Annotated in this window: 17 protein-coding genes; 6 read left to right on the top strand and 11 right to left on the bottom strand. The window is 70.8% G+C overall.

Annotated features, from left to right (window positions below; genetic code table 11):
- Positions 1-27: 27 nt before the first annotated feature.
- The 6 genes from AB0269_RS12415 to AB0269_RS12390 are packed head-to-tail and all read right to left on the bottom strand — an operon-like array spanning position 28 to position 5458.
- On the bottom strand, positions 28-1173 hold the full coding sequence (locus AB0269_RS12415; protein ID WP_366211587.1) for a mannitol-1-phosphate 5-dehydrogenase: 1146 nt from the start codon (positions 1171-1173) through the stop codon (positions 28-30).
- On the bottom strand, positions 1170-1604 hold the full coding sequence (locus tag AB0269_RS12410) for a PTS sugar transporter subunit IIA (RefSeq protein ID WP_366211586.1): 435 nt from the start codon (positions 1602-1604) through the stop codon (positions 1170-1172). The genes AB0269_RS12415 and AB0269_RS12410 overlap by 4 nt, the downstream gene beginning before the upstream one ends.
- Positions 1601-3178 carry a PTS mannitol transporter subunit IICB gene (locus AB0269_RS12405; RefSeq protein ID WP_366211585.1) on the bottom strand — a complete coding sequence of 526 codons (1578 nt, stop codon included), beginning with the start codon at positions 3176-3178 and terminating at the stop codon, positions 1601-1603. Before AB0269_RS12405 ends, AB0269_RS12410 begins: the two co-directional genes overlap by 4 nt.
- Positions 3175-4860: a phosphoenolpyruvate--protein phosphotransferase gene (gene ptsP, locus AB0269_RS12400; protein WP_366211584.1), complete on the bottom strand. Its 1686-nt coding sequence runs from the start codon at positions 4858-4860 to the stop codon at positions 3175-3177. Before ptsP ends, AB0269_RS12405 begins: the two co-directional genes overlap by 4 nt.
- Complete coding sequence (locus AB0269_RS12395) at positions 4860-5141, bottom strand: HPr family phosphocarrier protein (RefSeq protein WP_366211583.1); 282 nt, start codon at positions 5139-5141, stop codon at positions 4860-4862. Before AB0269_RS12395 ends, ptsP begins: the two co-directional genes overlap by 1 nt.
- The gene (locus AB0269_RS12390; RefSeq protein ID WP_366211582.1) at positions 5138-5458 is read right to left on the bottom strand and encodes a hypothetical protein; all 321 of its coding nucleotides are present in this window, start codon (positions 5456-5458) and stop codon (positions 5138-5140) included. The genes AB0269_RS12395 and AB0269_RS12390 overlap by 4 nt, the downstream gene beginning before the upstream one ends.
- A 144-nt stretch (positions 5459-5602) precedes the next feature.
- Here AB0269_RS12390 and AB0269_RS12385 point away from each other — a divergent pair, with 144 nt between their 5' ends.
- Entirely contained in the window at positions 5603-7525 is a 1923-nt protein-coding gene (locus tag AB0269_RS12385) for a PRD domain-containing protein (protein ID WP_366211581.1), read from the top strand.
- A gap of 153 nt (positions 7526-7678) precedes the next feature.
- Here AB0269_RS12385 and AB0269_RS12380 read toward each other — a convergent pair whose 3' ends face one another.
- The 3 genes from AB0269_RS12380 to AB0269_RS12370 are packed head-to-tail and all read right to left on the bottom strand — an operon-like array spanning position 7679 to position 10459.
- The gene (locus tag AB0269_RS12380) at positions 7679-7942 is read right to left on the bottom strand and encodes an HPr family phosphocarrier protein (RefSeq protein WP_366211580.1); all 264 of its coding nucleotides are present in this window, start codon (positions 7940-7942) and stop codon (positions 7679-7681) included.
- Between the two features lie 4 nt (positions 7943-7946).
- Positions 7947-9629, bottom strand: a complete 1683-nt coding sequence (locus tag AB0269_RS12375; RefSeq protein WP_366211579.1) for a phospho-sugar mutase — start codon at positions 9627-9629, stop codon at positions 7947-7949.
- Positions 9626-10459, bottom strand: coding sequence for a purine-nucleoside phosphorylase (locus AB0269_RS12370; protein WP_366211578.1), 834 nt, complete (start codon positions 10457-10459; stop codon positions 9626-9628). The genes AB0269_RS12375 and AB0269_RS12370 overlap by 4 nt, the downstream gene beginning before the upstream one ends.
- Before the next feature lie 49 nt (positions 10460-10508).
- Between AB0269_RS12370 and AB0269_RS12365 the strand changes: the two genes are divergently transcribed.
- Positions 10509-11957 (top strand): NAD(P)H-quinone dehydrogenase, encoded by a 1449-nt coding sequence (locus tag AB0269_RS12365; RefSeq protein ID WP_366211577.1) that lies wholly within the window; start codon positions 10509-10511, stop codon positions 11955-11957.
- A gap of 72 nt (positions 11958-12029) precedes the next feature.
- Here the strand turns inward: AB0269_RS12365 and AB0269_RS12360 are convergent, their stop codons facing one another.
- Together AB0269_RS12360 and AB0269_RS12355 are read right to left on the bottom strand one after the other, a co-directional pair.
- Positions 12030-13793: a biotin carboxylase N-terminal domain-containing protein gene (locus AB0269_RS12360; protein ID WP_366211576.1), complete on the bottom strand. Its 1764-nt coding sequence runs from the start codon at positions 13791-13793 to the stop codon at positions 12030-12032.
- Between the two features lie 78 nt (positions 13794-13871).
- Positions 13872-14513 (bottom strand): nucleoside triphosphate pyrophosphatase, encoded by a 642-nt coding sequence (locus tag AB0269_RS12355; protein WP_366211575.1) that lies wholly within the window; start codon positions 14511-14513, stop codon positions 13872-13874.
- Positions 14514-14536: 23 nt separating this feature from the next.
- Between AB0269_RS12355 and AB0269_RS12350 the strand changes: the two genes are divergently transcribed.
- From AB0269_RS12350 to AB0269_RS12335, 4 genes are read left to right on the top strand one after another with little or no spacing between them, the layout of a single operon-like run.
- Positions 14537-15736, top strand: coding sequence for a TRAM domain-containing protein (locus tag AB0269_RS12350; protein WP_366211574.1), 1200 nt, complete (start codon positions 14537-14539; stop codon positions 15734-15736).
- A gap of 28 nt (positions 15737-15764) precedes the next feature.
- Positions 15765-16427, top strand: coding sequence for a response regulator transcription factor (locus tag AB0269_RS12345; protein ID WP_366211573.1), 663 nt, complete (start codon positions 15765-15767; stop codon positions 16425-16427).
- A complete protein-coding gene (locus tag AB0269_RS12340; protein WP_366211572.1) occupies positions 16417-17649 on the top strand; it encodes an ATP-binding protein in 1233 nt (410 codons plus the stop codon). The genes AB0269_RS12345 and AB0269_RS12340 overlap by 11 nt, the downstream gene beginning before the upstream one ends.
- Positions 17646-18665, top strand: coding sequence for a hypothetical protein (locus AB0269_RS12335; RefSeq protein ID WP_366211571.1), 1020 nt, complete (start codon positions 17646-17648; stop codon positions 18663-18665). The genes AB0269_RS12340 and AB0269_RS12335 overlap by 4 nt, the downstream gene beginning before the upstream one ends.
- Positions 18666-18750: the final 85 nt, after the last annotated feature.

Raw genomic sequence — 18750 nt, 5'->3', positions numbered from 1 at the left:
GGCCGGCCCCCCCCCGCGCGGGGCGGATCAGAGCGCGCGCAACTCCCGCTGACGTGCGGCGAACACCGCGTGCACGGCGGAGAAGAGCGGATGCCCCGGCTCGAGGCCGGTCACGTCCGCGGTGAGCGCGACGGGGTCGTCCGCACCCAGCCTCCGCTGCAGCTCGACGGACTGCTCGTCGGCGGGGTCGTCGAAGGCCGTCGTCGCCGCGATCGCGGCGACGAGGGCCGATGTCGACAGACCGCGCTCCGCCGCCTGGGATGCCGGACCGATGAACCGCTCGTGCCGTGACAGCTTGCGCAGCGGCTGGCGGCCGACGCGCTGCACCGTGTCGACGAGCTCGGGGTTGCGGAACCGGTCGAGGATCTTCGCCCGGTAGGCGGCGAGCTCTTCGGGATCCAGGCCGTGCACGGCCTCCAGGACGGCGCCGGTCTCTTCGAGGGCGGCGCTGACACGGGCGGCGATCGACGGGTCGGCCAGCGCATCGGAGATCCGCTCGATGCCCGCCTGCGCGCCGAAGTACGCGGTCGCGGCGTGGCCGGTGTTCACGGTGAAGAGCTTGCGCTCGATGTACGGACCGAGGTCCTCGACGAAGTGTGCACCGGGGACGCTCGGAAGATCGTCCTCGAACGGCCCTGACTCGATCGCCCACTCGTAGTACGGCTCGACGGTGACGTCGACGCCTGCGCCCGCCGGCTGCGCCGGCACGATCCGGTCGACGGCCGTGTTGGCGTAGACGGCGCGTCCCGCCGCAGCGGGGTCGAGCTTCTCGATCTCGGCGCGCAGCTGATCGGTTGCCCCGATCGCGTTCTCGCACGCCATGACCTTCAGCGGCGGCAGATCGGGGGAGCGGCGGGCCAGGCCCGCCACGATCGCCGGGGCGATGAAGCGCAGCACTGTCGGGCCGACGGCGCACGTGACGACATCGGCCGTCGCGACCTCTTCCGCCACGGCATCCGGATCCTCCGCGCTGTTCACGGCACGGTACCCGGTGACGACGCGGTCGACGCCACCGGGCCCCGCCTCGTGGACCGTGTACGAACCGGTCGCATTGATGGCGTCCACCAGGGCGCCGGCGACGTCGGAGAAGACGAGCTCGTAGCCGCCCTCGTGGAGCAGGAGCCCCACGAAGCCGCGCCCGATGTTGCCGGCGCCGAAGTGGACGGCCTTCATGCCTCGTTCACCGCCGACAGGAGGGCGAACAGCTCGTCCGGCGTCTGCGCGGCGTTGAGCTTCGCGACGTCGTCCTCGTCCGAGAACAGGATCGCGATCTGCGAGAGGATCTCGAGATGCTCGTCTCCGCGACCGGCGATGCCGATCACGAACGTGGCCTGCTCACCCGCCCAGTCCACGCCGCCGTCGTAGCGGACGACCGAGAGCCCGGAGGCGAGGATCGCCTCCTTCGTCTCGTTCGTGCCGTGCGGGATGGCGAGGCCGTTGCCCATGAACGTCGACACCGTCTCCTCGCGCTGACGCATGGCGTCGACGTAGGCGGGGGTCACGGCACCGGCGGCGACGAGGATGTCGGTCGCCTCCTGCAGGGCCTCCTCCTGGGTCGCGGATCCTGTGCGGATGCGGACCTGACCGATCTCGAGAACACTCATTCCGTCTGCTCCTTCTGGGACTTGACCATTTCGACGACCTCTTCATACTGCGGCGCGTTCATGAAGTTGTCGACCGAGACGTGCACCGAGTTCGGGGACATGCCCTTCGCGCGGTCGGTGAGCTGCTGCTGCGTGATCACCAGGTCGGCCGTGCCATCGAGGTTGGCGATCGCGGCATTGGTGACCTTGACGTCCTCGATGCCGGCCTTCTTGAGCTTGTTGCGAAGCACGCTCGCGCCCATCGCCGACGATCCCATGCCGGCGTCGCAGGCGAACACGATGTTCTGGATCGGCGCGGTCGCGACAGCCGTGGTGGCCGGTGCGGTTCCGTCGGCTGCGGCGCCCGTCCGCGCGGCGAGGTTCGACAGGTGCTCGGACTTCTTGCCCTTGTTCGCCTCGGTCTGAGCGATCGCTGCGGCCAGCTTGTCGCCGCCCGCAGCCTCGGCGGCCAGGTCCCGACGACGACTGGCGAGCAGGAAGGGCATGCAGACGACGAACGTCACAGCTGCGGCCAGGACGACCGACAGGATGACGCCGACGTGGCTTCCCGGTGCAGTCTGGAAGAGCACGGCGAAGATCGACCCGGGAGCCGCCGGGGCGACGAGACCGGACTGGAAGATCACGTTGGTGAGCACGCCGGTCGCACCACCAGCGATGAGACCGAGGATGAGGACGGGCTTGGCGAGGACGTACGGGAAGTACACCTCATGGATGCCGCCGAGGAACTGGATGATCGCCGCGCCGGGTGCCGTCGCGCGGGCAGCACCGACGCCGAACACGGTGATCGCCATCAGCAGACCCAGACCGGGGCCGGGGTTCGCCTCGATCAGGAAGAGCAGGCTCTTGCCCGTCTGGGCCGACTGCTCGGTCCCGAGCGGCGTGAACACGCCGTGGTTGATGGCGTTGTTCAGGAACAGCACCTTTGCGGGCTCGACGATGATGCTGGCCAGCGGGATGAGGCCGGTCTCCACGAGCCAGCCGACTGCGCCGCCGAGGAGGTCGGTCAGCCACTTCATGACCGGCGCGAGCCAGAAGAACGCTGCGAGCGACGCGAAGAACGCCACGAAGCCGGCCGAGAAGTTGTCGACGAGCATTTCGAAGCCGGGCTTGATCTTGCCCTGCCAAGGCTTTTCGACGTACTTCAGGATGAGGGCCGTCAGCGGGCCGGCGATCATCGCGCCGAGGAACATGACCGTGCCCTCCGCGCCGATGATGACGCCGAACGCGGCGACGGCGCCGACCACGCCACCGCGGTGACCGTGCACCATCCGGCCGCCGGTGAAGGCGATCAGAAGCGGGAGCAGGTAATTGATGATCGGGCCGACCAGTCCTGTATAGGTCGTACCGTCGAAGTCGCCACCGCCCAGAATCGGCGAGCCTGCCCACTGCCAGGCCTCGACGGGGCCGTCGAACCCGACCCAGCCTTGCGGAATGAACAGAGCGGTGATGATGCCCCAGGCGATGAACGCTGCGATGTTCGGCATGATCATGCCGGACAGGAACGTGCCGAATCTCTGCACGCGAACGCGGGCACCGCCGCCGCTTGCGGTGGCGGTCGTTGACGTCGTCGTCATGATGTCGTCTCTTTCTGGTGTGAGGGTAGGTCCGTGACGGCTTCTGCCACGGCATTGCGTGCACCGGCTGCATCATCTGCGGCCAGGGCGATCTCGGCGAGGCGCCGTGCCTCGTCGAGGGTGCGCTCGGAGAGCGCGAGTCTGACGTCCGCCAGGGCGGCGGGGGCCATCGAGAGGCTCGTGACGCCGAGCCCCACGAGGACCAGGGCCAGGAGCGGGTCGGCCGCGGCCTCGCCGCACACGCCGACCGGCTTGCTCGTGCGTGCACCGGCCGCACCCACCTCGCCGACCAGCCGCAGCACCGCGGGGTGCCATGGATCCTGGAACGAGGCGACGGAGCCGAGCATGCGGTCGGCGGCCATCGTGTACTGGGTGAGGTCGTTCGTGCCGATCGACGCGAAGTCCGCATGTGCGAGGACGCGGTCCGCCAGCAGGGCGCTGGCGGGGACCTCGACCATGACACCGGCGGTCTTCAGGCCGTACTCGCGGGCGAGGTCGGTGAAGTACTTCGTCTCCTCGACCGTCGTCACCATCGGAGCCATGACCCAGAGGTCCGCCTCGGTCTCGGCATCCGCCTCGGCGAGAGCGGTGAGCTGCTCGCGGAGGATGTCCTCGCTGGCGCGCAGCGACCGGAGCCCCCGAAGACCGAGCGCGGGATTCTCCTCGTGCGCGTCGTTGAGGAACGCCAGGGGCTTGTCGGCACCGGCGTCCAGCATCCGGACGACGACCTTCTTGCCGGGGAAGGCACGCAGCAGGTCGCGGTAGGACGTGCGCTGCTCGGCCACGGTCGGGGCCTGGGATGCGGAGAGGAACAGGAACTCCGTGCGGAACAGGCCGACGCCCTCCGCGCCGCGCGCGACGGCCTCCGCGGCATCCGCGGGCTTGCCGAGGTTCGCCAGCAGCGCGATCTTCGTGCCGTCCGCGAGCGCGCCGGGAGAGGGCGGAGCGTCGACGGCCGCGGCCCTGGCGTCGGCACGCGCTTGCGCGCGCTCGAGCTCCTCGGCCGAGGGGTCGGTCGTGACGGTGCCGGCGGCGGCGTCGACGATGACCTGCTGTCCGTTCTCCAGCGAGGACGCGTCCGCGGCGCCGACGACCGCGACGATGCCCTTCTCGCGGGCGAGGATCGCCGTGTGCGAGGTGGGGCCGCCGTCGGTCGTGATGAGCGCGAGGACCTGGTCGAGCTTCAGCAGTGCCGTGTCGGCCGGCGCGAGGTCGCGGGCGACGAGGACGAACGGATGCCCGGGATCGGGGACGCCCGGTGCGTCGACGCCGCGCAGGTGGGCGAGCACGCGCTGCGCGATGTCATCGAGGTCGGCCGCGCGCTCGCCGAGATAGCCGCCGACCGCTTCGAGAGTCGCCTTGAACCCGGCGAACGCGTCGTGCACGGCCCATTCGGCGGTGCCGCCGTCGTCGATGCGCGCGTCGACCTCGTCCTGCAGGGTCGGGTCCTCGGCGATCATCGCCTGCGCCTCGAGGACTTCCTGCGCCGCGCCGCCGGCGGTCTCGGCCCGCTGCTGCAGCTCGGCGGCGACCGCCGCGACCGCCTCGCGCGCCCTGGTGCGCTCGGCGTCGGCGCCCGCCGTGCTCGACGTCTTCTCCGGGGCCGGCAGCGCCTCGGCCATGCGGACCACCGGGCCCTGGGCGACGCCCTGGCCGATGCCGACGCCGCGGATCTCGGTCATCAGGCGGGCTCCTGGTCGTGGTCGGTCGTCAGCAGCTCGGTCAGCGTGTCGATGACGCCCTCGGCGCCGTCGCCGTCAGCCGTGAGCGTGACGTAGTCGCCGTGCTCGACGGCCAGCGCGATCACGCCGAGGATGCTGGCGGCATTGACCGGCTTGCCGTTGCCCTTGGCGATCGTGACGGGGATGCCGGAATCCTTCGCCGCCTGCGCGAACAGCTTCGCGGGGCGGGCGTGCAGCCCGTGGGAGGAGCCGATGCGGACGGTGCGGGAGATCTCGGTCATGACTTTCCTTTCGCGGTGGACGGTGGGGAATCAGCGAGTGCGGCCTCGGCGATCGCGAGCGTTCGGGTGCCGTCGCGGTCGCCGAAGACGTCGTCGGGGAGCACGATCACGGGGCCGTGGGTCGCGGCGCGGATGCGGTCGACGCGGTCGGCGAGGTGGGGGCCGATGAGTACGAGATCGGCGAACGCCGTGGCGATCGTGCTCTCTGTTCCGGCGGCGGTGTCCCAGTCGCGACCGGCCGCGGATGCGGCATGCCGCAGCCGCTGGGCGACGAAGGTGCTCGACGCGCCCGCGCCGCAGACCACAAGGATCCTCATCGATGCCACCTCACCCTTCGCACTTCACCGAGGCTTCTCCCATTCTGGGAAAGCGCTGAGAGCGCCGCCACCATGTTCCTTTCCGCCCCTGCGGAACGATCGCTTCCGCCCGGAGCCCTGCGCGGTGCTGGCATCATGGGAGGCATGTCGCGACAGCGCCAGGACCGGCTCCTGCAGACCCTGCTCCGGCAGGACGAATGGGCGACCGCCGCGAGCCTGGCCGACCTGCTCGGGGTGACTCCGCGCAGCGTCCGCTCCTACGTGTCGGCGCTGAACGCCCGGACGCCGCAGGGCGATGCCGTCGAGTCCGGACCGGCGGGATACCGCGCCGGTCCGGGCGCGCACGAGGCGCTGCGGGCCCGAGTGGACGGCGAGACGGCACCGCGCGACCGCCTGCACGCCCTGGTGCGGCTTCTGCTGGATGCCTCGGACGGCATCGACGTCTACGAGACGGCCGAACGAATGCATGTGAGCGAGGCGACCCTCGAGTCCGACCTCGGCCGCGTCCGCGGGCTGCTGGACGGAATGGACCTGCGCCTCGAGCGCGACCGCGAGATCGTGCGCCTGCGCGGCGCCGAGGTCGCGCAGCGCCGGCTGCTGAGCCGGCTCGCGCACGACGAGATGGATGCCGGATCGTTCCACCCCGAGAGCATCAGGCGCGCGCTGACCGGAACGGCCGTCGCGGCGCATGCGGTCGGCCCGTTCAAGACCGCGCTGGTGCGCGAGCTGGGGGCCCTCGGCTACTACGTGAACGAACTGGCGATCTCGGACGTCCTGCTGCACATCGCGATCGCCGCCGACCGGGTGGCCGCCGGGCGGGCGCTGGAGACGCCGGCCAGCGGAGCATGGCAGGAGATCCCGAAGCTGGGCGCCGTCATCCGCGACCTCGCATCGGAGCACTTCGACGTCGCCCTGGGCGACGGCGACAGCGCGCACCTGGCGACGCTCGTGCTCACACGGGCGATCGCACCGGGTCAGGACGCCGCGTCGGATGCCGTCCGCAGCGGCGTGGACCCCACGATCGAGGCGGCGGTGCGCGCCGAGATCGTCCAGGCCGCCGCGGACTACCAGGTCGACCTCGTCGACGAGAAGTTCATCCTGCGGCTCGCGCTGCACGTGCAGAACCTGCTGCGCAGAGCGGAGGAGCAGGCATGGACCCGCAACCCGCTCACCCGCTCGCTGAAGTCGTCGTACCCGATGATCTTCGAGGTCGCCGTCTCGATCGCGAGCGGCCTGCACGACCGGCTGGGCGCGCCGATCCACGACGACGAGATCGCGTACATCGCCATGCATATCGGCGGTCGCCTGGAGCGCAGCCGCAAGGCCGAGTCGATCCTCACCGCCACGATCGTCTGCCCCGGCTACTACGAGCTGCACGAGCTGCTGCGCTCGAGCGTCGACCGGTCGCTGGGGACATCCGTCGAGGTCACCGGCGTCGTCACGACAGTGGATCCGGACTGGGCGAGCATCGACACCGACCTCGTGCTCACGACGATCGACCCGGGGGCGAGCGGAGAGCGCTACGTGCGGATCCAGCCGTTCCTCACCGATGCGGACGTCGACCGTGTGACGCAGACGGCTGCCCGCATCCGTCGTGGGCGCCGACTGAACCGGCTGCGCGAAGAGCTGTCGCGGTACTTCTCGCCCGAGGCGTATCTGCATCCGCTCCCCGATGAGGGTGAGGAGGCGGTGATCCGGCACCTCGGCGGGATGCTTGTGGCATCCGGCCTCATCGGCGAGGACTACGTCGAGAACACGATCCTCCGGGAGCGCATGTCGTCGACCGCCTTCACCGACGCGCTCGCTGTTCCCCATGCGCTGCAGATGACCGCCGAGCGCACCGCGATCGCCATCGGCGTCGCCGACGGCTCCGTGGCCTGGGGCGACGGCCGCGTGCAGGTGGTGGCGCTCGCCGCCTTCAGCGAGACCGACCGGACGGCGTTCCAGACCGTGTTCGAGCAGCTGGTCGAGGTGTTCAGCGAGCGCGACAGCGTGCAACGGATCGTCCGCCGCGGCACGACGTTCGAGGCGTTCCTCGACGAGCTCGTCGCCGTCATCGACGGCTGAGGCGGCGCGAGAGCGGTTCTCGCGCTGTCGTCATCTGTTCGCGCTGCTCATCCCTGGTTCGCGCTGTCGTTGTCTGTTCGCGCGGTCGACATTCTCGCAGCGCGAACAGTGAACAGCAGCGCGACAGGCGGGCGAGGCGGGTGGGGAGACGTGTCAGGTCTGCCCGGGTGCGACGATGCGCGCGAGACGTTCGATCAAGACCTCGGCCCCGGGCGAGTCGGGCACATCGATCACGACCTCGTCGCCGTGGCGCAGGGCGAGATCCATGACGGCGAGCACGCTGCGCAGATCGGCGATCGCGCCTCTCGCCGATACCGTCGCGCCGGCCGAATGCTCCTCTGCGAGCCGCACGAGTTCGGCCACAGGACGTGCGTGCAGGCCATCCTCGATGGTCACGGTCACCCGGCGCGACGGCATCCGATCACGTTCTCTCGTCCAGCAGCGCCCGAACGCCGGCCTCGAGGGCGGTGACGACCGCCCGCGCCTCCGCGGCCGAGTCGGCCTTGGCATCGAGGTAGACCTTGAGCTTGGGCTCGGTGCCGCTCGGGCGCACGATGACGCGCGAGCCGTCTGCGAGCCGGTAGCGGAGCACATCGCCGGAGGGCTGCCCCGGTGCGGCCTCGAGCAGATCCTCCGCCGACGCGATCGCCGTGTCGCCGATCCTCGTCGGGGGCAGCGTCCGCAGCGCCAGCATGACCTTCCCGATGATCGACAGGTCGTCGACGCGGACCGACACCTGGCCGCTCGCGAAGTGCCCGTACGTCTCGCCGAGGTCGGCGAGGAGGTCCGCGATGGTCTCGCCGCGCTCGTTCGCCTCGGCGGCGAGGCCCAGCACCGCGACGGCCGCCGAGATGCCGTCCTTGTCGCGCACGGTCTCGGGGTTGACGAGGTATCCCAGCGCCTCTTCGAAGCCGAAGACGATGCCCGGTGCCCGTGAGATCCACTTGAATCCGGTCAGCGTCTCGTGGAAGTCCAGGCCGTGGTGCGCGGCGATCGCCGCGAGCCCGGGGGAGGATACGAGCGAGCAGGCCAGGGATGCTCCGGACGCGCCCGTTGCGGCGCGCGCGGCGCGGGCGCCCAGCAGCAGTCCGATCTCGTTGCCGCTCAGACGGCGCCAGCCGCCTTCCGCGGACTCGTCGGGGATGGCGACGGCGAGGCGGTCGGCATCCGGGTCGTTGGCGAGGATGAAGTCCGCGCGCGTGCGCCGTGCGGCCGCGAAGGCGAGATCCATCGCGCCGGGCTCCTCCGGATTGGGGAACGCGACCGTGCGGAACGTCGCATCCGGGCTGAGCTGCTCGCCGACCGTCTTCGGGCGGGGGTAGCCGGCGGCATCCAGGATCCGCGCGAACGTCTCCCATCCGACGCCGTGCATGGCGGTGTAGACCCAGGTGAGGCCCTTCGCCGACTCGGGAGCCGGCGCGACCGCAGCGGTCGCGGCGACGTAGGCGTCCACGACGTCCTCGCCCGCGGTCTCGAACTCGGTCGAGCGGGGGAGCGCAGAGACGTCGCCGGCGTCGGCGACCTGCTGGATGTGCGCGGCGATCTCGGCATCCGCCGGCGACACGATCTGCGATCCGGCATCGTCGCCGCCGAGGTACACCTTGTAGCCGTTGTCGTTCGGCGGGTTGTGGCTCGCCGTCACCATGACCCCGGCATCCGCGCCGAGGTGGCGCACGGCGAACGCCAGCACCGGCGTCGGAAGCAGACGCGGCAGCAGGATGGCACGGAGCCCGGCGCCGGCGAAGAGCTCGGCCGAGTCGAGCGCGAACCGGCGCGAGTTGCGTCGTCCGTCGTAGCCGACGACGACCGTGGGGGTCGCGCCGCCCGCGCGTGCGCGCAGGTACGCGGCGAAACCGGCGGCGGCCTGCGACACGAGCACGCGGTTCATCCGGTTGCTGCCGGCGCCGAGCTCGCCGCGCAGGCCCGCGGTGCCGAACGCCAGGCGAGCGCCGAAGCGGTCGTCGAGGTCCGCTGCGGCCGCGGCGTCGCCTGCGGCCGCACGGGTGATGACGCCGGCGAGCTCGTCGCGGGTCTCGGCATCCGGGTCCTGGCGCAGCCAGGCGCGGGCCTGGGCGAGACGCGCCTCGAGCGCCTCGCCGTTCACAGCGCCTCCACGACGCGCGCGAGCAGGGCCGAGATCACCGGCTCGGCGGCCTTGCCGGCCTCGATGACCTCGCCATGGCTGAGGGGGGTCTGCTGGATGCCGGCGGCGAGGTTCGTGATGAGCGAGAAGCCCAGGATCTCCATGCCGGCCTCGCGCGCGGCGATCGCCTCGAGCGCGGTGGACATGCCGACGATGTGTCCGCCGATGGCCTTCGCCATCTGCACCTCGGCGGGCGTCTCGTAGTGCGGACCGCGGAACTGCGTGTACACGCCCTCGTCGAGCGACGGATCGATGCTCCGGGCGATCTCGCGCAGGCGCTTCGAGTACAGGTCGGTGAGGTCGACGAACGTCGCGCCCTCGAGCGGCGAGTCGGCGGTGAGGTTGAGGTGATCGCTGATGAGTACGGGCTGACCGGGCTTCCACGTCTCGCGGATGCCGCCGGCGCCGTTGGTCAGGACCATGATCGCAGCCCCGGTCGCTGCGGCGGTGCGCACGCTGTGCACGACACGGCGGACGCCGTGGCCCTCGTAGTAGTGGGTTCGGGCGCCGATGACGAGAACGTTCTTCCCACCGGGGGTGCGGATGCTGCGGAGAGTCCCGACGTGGCCCTCGAGAGCGGGCTTGGAGAATCCGGTGACCTCGGTGGCCGGGATCGTGGCTACGGTCTCGCCGATGAGTTCGGCAGCCTTCCCCCATCCGCTGCCGAGCGTGAGGGCGATGTCGTGCTTCTCGACGCCGGTGAGCCGGGCGATGTCCGCGGCGGCCTCGGCTGCGATCGCGGACGGGTCTGCGTCCGGAGCGTCGAGCGGGTTGTCATGAATGTCGGTCATGGATCCACTCTAAGGAAGGCGACGGCAAGTCGGTGAGGATTGCGGAAGAATGGAAGTCATGTCTTCGACTCCTTTTGAGCGCACTCAGCGCGTCGCCGTGCTCGGCGGCGGCCCCGGCGGATACGAGGCGGCGCTGGCCGCCGCTCAGCTCGGCGCCGAGGTGACGCTCGTCGAGCGGGTCGGCGTGGGCGGATCGGCGGTTCTCACGGATGTCGTGCCGTCCAAGAGCCTCATCGCGACGGCGGATGCCGCGGTCGCGATCTCGGAGGCCAGCGACCTGGGCGTGCAGTTCTATGCCAAGGGCGCGCACGGCAAGCCGCTCAAGCCCGAGATCGCGATCAACCTCGCTGCGGTCAACAAGCGCCTGCTGGCGCTCGCGGGGCAGCAGTCCGAGGACATGCGCTCGACGCTGCTGGAGTCCGGCGTCCGCATCCTCTCCGGCCACGGCCGGCTCGAGGGCCCGAACGCGATCATCGTCTCCACCGGTCCCGGCGGCACCGACTTCGACCGCGTCGAGGCAGACACCATCGTCGTCTCGGTCGGCGCCTCGCCGCGCGAGCTCGACTCCGCCAAGCCCGACGGGGAGCGCATCCTCACCTGGACCCAGCTGTACGACATGAAGGCGCTCCCCGAGCACCTCATCGTGGTCGGCTCCGGTGTCACCGGCGCGGAGTTCGCCTCGGCGTACATGAACCTCGGTGCGAAGGTGACGCTCGTCTCCAGCCGCGACCAGGTGCTCCCGGGGGAGGACCCGGATGCCGCTCACGTGCTCGAGAAGGTCTTCAAGCGCGGCGGCATGACTGTGCTCTCGAAGGCCCGCGCCGACAGCGTGGTGCGCACCGAGACGGGTGTCAAGGTCACGCTCGCCGACGGACGCACGGTCGAGGGCAGCCACTGCCTGATGGCGGTCGGCTCGATCCCGAACACCGCAGGCATCGGCCTCGAGGACGCCGGCGTCGAGCTCACCGAGTCCGGCCACGTCCGGGTCAACAAGGTCGCCCGCGCCTCGGTGCCGAACATCTATGCGGTCGGCGACTGCACGAACTTCTTCCCGCTGGCATCCGTCGCCTCCATGCAGGGGCGCACCGCCGTGTTCCACGCGCTCGGCGACATCGTCATCCCGCTCGAGAAGGTGAAGATCACCTCGAACATCTTCACCGCGCCCGAGATCGCCACGGTGGGCCTGGGCGAGAAGGACGTCGAGAACGGTGCGGCGGACGGCCTCGTGTACAAGCTGCCGCTCGCCGCGAACCCTCGCGCGAAGATGATGGGCATCAAGGACGGCTTCGTGAAGATCATCGCGCGCAAGGGATCGGGCACCGTCATCGGCGGCGTGATCGTGGCGCCGAAGGCCTCCGAGCTCATCTATCCCATCGCGGTCGCGGTGGAGCGCCGACTCACGGTCGACCAGGTCTCGCGCGTGTTCGCCGCGTATCCGTCGCTGTCGAGCAGCATCACGGATGCCTCCCGCGCGATGCACCTCGTGAACATCGGCTGAGCCCCCGAAACACCAAGGCCGCGCCGAGACAGCGACGAATCGTCGCAGTCTCGGCGCGGCCTTGCAGTCTCGTCAGGAGATCGTGAGCAGCTGATGCCCGGCGGCCACGGTGGTGCCCGCATCCGCGTTGATGTTGCCGATCACGCCGTCCTTGTGCGCCTGCATGGGCTGCTCCATCTTCATCGCCTCGAGCACGACCACGAGGTCGCCCTTGACGACCTGCTGGCCCTCCTCCACGGCGATCTTCACGACGGTGGCCTGCATGGGCGACTTCACGGCGTCGCCGGATGCACCGGCGGACGCGGTCGTGGCGTGGCTGCGGCGGGACGGGGGGACGGCGGCCGGGCGGCCGGCGGTGCCGGCGGCGACCGTCACACGGTCGGGAAGGCTCACCTCGAGGCGCTTGCCGGCGACCTCGACGACGACGGTGTGACGGCTCGCGGCAGCGGCCGGCGATTCGAGCTCGCCATCCCACGCCGGGATGTCGTTGTCGAACTCCGTCTCGATCCAGCGCGTGAACACCCCGAACTCGCCGTGCTCCGCCGTGAATGCGGGGTCACTGACGACCTTGCGGTGGAAGGGCAGCACGGTGGGCAGGCCCGCGACCTCGAACTCGTCGAGCGCGCGGCGGGCGCGCTCCAGCGCCTCGGCGCGGTCACGGCCGGTGACGATGATCTTCGCCAGCAGCGAGTCGAACGCGCCGGAGACCGAGTCGCCTGCGGTCACGCCCGAGTCGAGGCGGATACCGGGGCCGCCGAACGTCTTGAAGACGTGGATCGGGCCGGGCTGCGGCAGGAAGCCGCGACCCGGATCCTCGCCGTTGATCCGGAACTCGAAGGAGTGGCCGGTGGGCGTCGGGTCGTCGTAGTCGATGGTGCCGCCGGCTGCGATGCGGAACTGCTCGCGCACGAGGTCGATGCCGGTGACCTCTTCCGAGACCGGGTGCTCGACCTGCAGACGCGTGTTCACCTCGAGGAACGACACGGTGCCGTCCGCGCCGATGAGGAACTCGCAGGTGCCCGCTCCGACGTAGCCGACCTCCTTGAGGATCGCCTTGGATGCGGCGTAGAGCTGGCGGTTCTGCTCGTCCGTCAGGAACGGCGCGGGGGCCTCCTCGACGAGCTTCTGGTGACGGCGCTGCAGCGAGCAGTCGCGCGTCGAGATCACGACGACGTTGCCTGCGGCATCCGCCAGGCACTGGGTCTCGACGTGACGCGGCTTGTCCAGGTACTTCTCGACGAAGCACTCGCCGCGACCGAACGCCGCGACCGCCTCGCGGGTGGCGGACTCGAACAGCTCGGCGACCTCGTCGAGTTCGCGGGCGACCTTGAGGCCGCGTCCGCCGCCGCCGTACGCGGCCTTGATCGCGATCGGCAGGCCGTGCTCCTTCGCGAACGCGACGACCTCGTCGGCGGTCTCGACGGGGCCGGGGGTTCCGGGCGCGAGAGGCGCGCCCACCTTCTCGGCGACGTGACGCGCGGTGACCTTGTCGCCGAGCGACTCGATGGCTTCGGGGGAGGGGCCGATCCAGGTGAGGCCGGCGCCGATGACCGCGCGCGCGAAGTCGGCGTTCTCGGCGAGGAAGCCGTAGCCGGGGTGAACGGCGTCGGCGCCCGAGCGGCGGGCGATCGAGAGGAGCTTCTCGATCTGCAGATAGGTCGTGGCGCTCGTGTCGCCGTCGAGGGCGTACGCCTCGTCGGCCAGGCGCGTGTGCAGCGCGTCCCGGTCCTGATCGGCATAGACGGCGACGGAGGAGATTCCCGAATCGCGAGCGGCGCGGATGATGCGTACGGCGATCTCACCGCGGTTGGCGATGAGCACCTTCTCGATTGGCATGAGTGCCAGCCTAGCGAGGTCGAGGGCGATATTTTTGAGCACTCTCCACAAGAAACGCGGAAGAACGTGGCGGGATGTCTACGACCACAGCTCCGGCCATGAGACGTCGAGCTCGCTCGTGAGGCGTCGGATCGTCGACAGCGACATGCCGACGACGGTCGACGGATCCCCATCGACGCGGGTGATGAACGCGCCGCCGAGACTGTCGACCGTGAAGGCTCCGGCGACGTGCAGGGGCTCTCCGGATGCGACGTACGCGGCGATCTCGGCATCCGTGATGTCGTCGGCGAACGTCACGGCCGCCTCGGCGACGGCGGTCGCCTCACGCGGCTCCTGGCCGGGCCGGATGCGGAAGACCGAGTGCCCGGAGTGGAGGACACCGGTGGCGCCGCGCATCTCCCGCCAGCGCCGGGTCGCCTCCTCCGGCGTGTACGGCTTGCCGTAGACTCGGCCGCCGAGGGCGAACATCGAGTCGCCGCCGATGACGATGCCGTCGAAGTCCGGCGTGTCGGCCGCGAGACGCCGTGCGACGTCGGCGGCCTTGGCGCGCGCGAGCAGGAGCACCAGTTCATCCGGTGGCAGGTCGGCCCCTCGGTCGGTGACGGCCTGGGCGGTCACGGCATCCTCATCGGTCTCGGGCGCTCGCGTGAGCGGTTCGATCCCGGCCTGCCGCAGCAGCATGAGGCGAGCGGGTGACGTGGAGGCGAGGCAGACCTGCATGGACTCCACCGTATCCTCGAAGGATGGCCCCCTCAGCATCCGACCTGCTCGATCTGGATATCACCGGCATCGCTCACGGCGGCACCTTCATCGCCCGTCATGAGGGGCGCGTGGTGTTCGTCGCCGACGCGATCCCGGGGGAGCGGGTGCGCGCCAGGATCACGGACGCGTCGAAGCCGTCGTTCTGGCGGGCGGAGGCCGTGGAGGTGCTGGATGCCTCGCCCCATCGCCGGGAGCACGTCTGGGCGGAGGCCGACATCTCCCGGGAGCCGGACGATCGAGCCGGCGGTGCAGACCTCGGCCACATCGCGCTCGACCACCAGCGCGTCCTCAAACGGCAGGTGCTCGCCGAGGCGCTGGACAAGTTCGCCGGCGGCGGCCTCGAAGCGCCCGAGGTCTCGGCCGTCGACGACGGCGACGGCACCCGCTGGCGCACGCGTGTCTCGCTCCACGTCGATGACGACGGCGTCGTCGGGCCCTACGCGGCCCGCAGCCACCGGGTGATCCCGGTGGCGTCCTTCCCGCTCGCGCGTGCCGCCGTCGAGGCCGAGGCGCTCGCTCTGAAGAACCTCAAGCCGGGGCGCGTGGATCTCGTGGAATCGTCCGACGGCACAGTCCACGTGCTGCGCCGGCCCGAGCGGGGCAAGCGGCATGCTGCTTCGGCGATCGTCGAGCGGGTCGGAGAGCGCGCCTTCCGCCTGGACGCCGACGGCTTCTGGCAGGTGCATCCCGCCGCCGCGGCGACGCTCGACACGGCCGTCCGCCGCGCGCTCGACGGGCACGTCGACCCGTCGGCCAGGCACCTCGATCTCTACGGCGGTGTCGGCCTGCTCGCCTCGTCGCTCGCCGCGGCCGGTGCGACCGACATCGTGACGGTCGAGTCGAGCAGGCAGGCGACCGGGCACGCCGCCGAGAACCTCGCAGGTCTCGGCGCTGCGGCCGTCACCGCGCGGGTCGACCGGTATCTCGGATCCCTCCCCGAAGGATCCGCCGCCGGTGCTGTCGTCCTCGACCCGCCGCGCGCCGGCGCGGGCAAGGCCGTCGTCGAGGGCGTTCACGCGCTGCGCCCGGACGCCGTCGTCTACGTCGCCTGCGATCCCGTAGCGCTCGCCCGTGACCTCGGAACCTTCCGCGGGCTGGGCTGGGAGGTGCAGTCGCTGGAGGCCTTCGACCTGTTCCCGCACTCGCATCACTTCGAGGCGATCGCCCTCATGACCCGCTGACGCGCGGGGCGGTCGATAGGCTGACTGCATGAGCAGGGTCGCACTGATCGACGATCACGAGTCCGTCCGTCTGGGACTGGAGCTCGCGTGCGAGCGCGCCGATGCGGGCACCGTCGTCTTCTCCGGCAGCACGGTGGGGTCGTATCTGGACTGGCGCGTCGCCACCGGGGCGACCCCCGCAGATGTCGTCGTGCTCGACCTGACCCTCGGCGACGGCACGACGGTGACCGAGAACGTGACCGCTCTCGTCGCCGATGGGGCCAGCGTGGTCATCCACAGCGTCGCCGACCGGCCGGCCGCCGTGCGCGAGGCGCTCGCCGCCGGTGCGGCCGGTGTCGTCAGCAAGTCCTCCTCGCTCGACGACGTGCTCCACGCGATCCGCACGGTCGCGTCGGGAGAGGCGCTCAACAACGTCGAATGGGCCAGCGCCGTGGAGGGAGACCGGGAGTTCGCCGACGCGCAGCTCTCCGTGCGCGAGCGCGACGTGCTGCGCCTGTACGCGACGGGTCTGCCGCTCAAGGCCGTCGCCGAACGTCTCGGCGTCGCCTATTCGACGGCCAAGGAGAACATCACCCGGGTGCGCGTGAAGTACGTCGAGGTCGGCCGCCCCGCGCCGACCAAGGTCGATCTGCTGCGGCGCGCCATGGAAGACGGCATCGTCGCCTCCGACGGAGCCGTGAGTGCAGGCTGACGCCGCTCTGCGGGCGGCGTGGGGACAGATCCCGTCGCCGGGCACGGCGGGCACGGAGTTCGAACGCTTCACGGGCAAGCGCATGGAGCGGATCCTCGCGACCGTCGTCGCGATCGGCTCGGGCATCCTCGGCGTCCAGGCGCTCTTCGCGGCCTTCGGAGGACAGGCCGAGAAGACCTCGTTCGTCCAGTACGTGCTGCTGCTCATCGTCTACGTGCCGCTCGTCGCGATGCTCGTGGCCTGCGTGGTCGGCCGCGCCGTGCGCGTGGTGGCCGGATGCTTCGCCGTGATCTACGTCGCGGCGCTCGCCGCCTGGCCGTACGTGATCGAGTCGCACGGTCCCCAGGCGGGTCAGCCGTGGATCTTCTTCCTCGTGAACGTCGGAGTCGTGGCCGCCATGCTCGCCTTCCCCATGTGGATGCAGGTGCTCTGGGCCTTCGGGGTGCCGCTCGTGTACGGATACGTGCGGCTCGTCGAGGGGGAATTCACCGGGGCGTACTGGACGAGCACGGCATTCGATGTGTCGTTCACGATCATCCTCGGCGTCGTGATCGTGTCGCTGGGCTGGATGTTCCGCTCGGTCGCCGCGGGAGTCGACGAGGCCCGCAGCAGGGCGGTGGCGTCGTACGCCTCGGCCGCGGCGGGAGCAGCGGCCGAGGAGGAGCGCGTCGCGATGGCCGCGCTCATGCACGACAGCGTTCTCGCGGCGCTGATCGCGGCCGAACGCGCCGACTCGGAGCGTGCCCGCGATCTCGCCGTCGCGATGGCGAGGGAGGCGCTCACCAGACTCGCCAACACCGAGGCCGCGGTCGCGCAGGAGGGCAGCGACGATCCGGTCGGCGCCGCGCAGATCGTGGCGGAGCTGCGGCGCGCGCTGTCGGAGCTCGGCGCCGACGCGATCGTCGAGGAGCGCGGTACAGGCGGTCTCATCCCCGGGAGAGCGGCGCGAGCGCTCGTGCTCGCGGCACGGCAGGCGATCGGAAACGCGATCGCCCATGCGAACGGACGCGGCCTGCACGTGATCGCTGAGGGCCACGGCGACGACGGGCTGACGGTGACGGTCGTCGACACCGGTCCCGGATTCGATCTCGACGAGATCGGCGAGGACCGTCTGGGCATCCGCGCCTCGATCATCGCGCGGATGGCCGGGGTGGCCGGAACGGCGAGCATCGATTCGGACGCATCCGGCACGCGCGTCACTCTCGGTTGGCGGCGGTCGTGAACCGGTCGGTGCGCAGCGTCGCCACGGCGATCGCCGTCGGCTTCGCCATCTATTTCGCCGCTCGTGCGGTGTGGTGGACGGTGCAGCCGTCCGCACCGCTGCTGATGGTTGCTGCGATCCTGATCTACCTCGTCGTGATCATCGCATCCGTGCTCGTCGACGGCCCGATCGGGGTCAGGCTGCCGGCCTGGTGGGGCGGGATCGCGATCGCCGCCGGCATCGTCGTCCCCGTCCTCGTGGGCACCTCGCTCCTGCCCGTGCATCGCACCGAGCCGTTCGCCACCTGGTTCATCGGTGGAGTGGGGCTGCTGGCCGTCGTGTGCATCGTGCGGCGCCGTCCGGTGGTCGGCTGGCTCGTCATGGCCGTGCTGATCGTGACCTCGAGCATGTATCTCGGTCCGCTGGTCGCGCTCGAGCTGGGCCTGGTCGGCTCGATCATGTGGGCGGTCGTGGCTCACCTGCTCGTGCTGTTCTGGGACCGTGCGGTGAAGGACACCGAGCACCTCGCCGACATCCAGCGGGCCGTCTCGGCCTGGCACGCGACGCAGCTCGTGCGTCAGCGGGAACGCCGGGTCCGCGTCCAGTACGCGCTGGGTGCCGCAGGGCCCGTGCTCACGAAGACCATCGCGTCGAGGGGGCAGCTGACCGACGAGGACCGTCTGCGGGCGCGGCTGGCCGAGGGGCGTCTCCGGGACGAGCTGCGCGGTGCGAGTCTGCTCAACGACGCGGTCCGCGGCGCCATCCATGAGGTGCGCCTCCGCGGGACCGCGGTGACCGTCTTCGACGAGGGCGGGCTGGACGAGCTGGACGAGTCGCGTCGCGACGAGATCCGCAACGAGCTCGCCGATGTGATCTCCCAGGCGCATGCGGAGCGGGTCATCATCCGGGCGGCTCGTGACGCGCACACGGCGGTCACGGTGGTCGGACGCTCGGGAGCGGGCGATTCGTCCGATGACGACGCTGTGGGGCTCTGGCACGAGATCCCGCGGGTACGGCCGGCCGACGCCGCGAGCTGAGTGGTGCACTGGAGCGCATCGGAGAGAAGGGCGAGGGGCGGCGAAGCCGCCCGCCCCTCGCCAGATGCGGTGTGGTTACCCGAAA

The sequence above is a fragment of the Microbacterium sp. NPDC077644 genome (assembly GCF_040702785.1).
Taxonomy (GTDB): Bacteria; Actinomycetota; Actinomycetes; order Actinomycetales; family Microbacteriaceae; genus Microbacterium.
The sequence above is the reverse complement of the archived record's forward strand: the minus strand, read 5'-3'. Positions and strand labels throughout refer to the sequence as shown.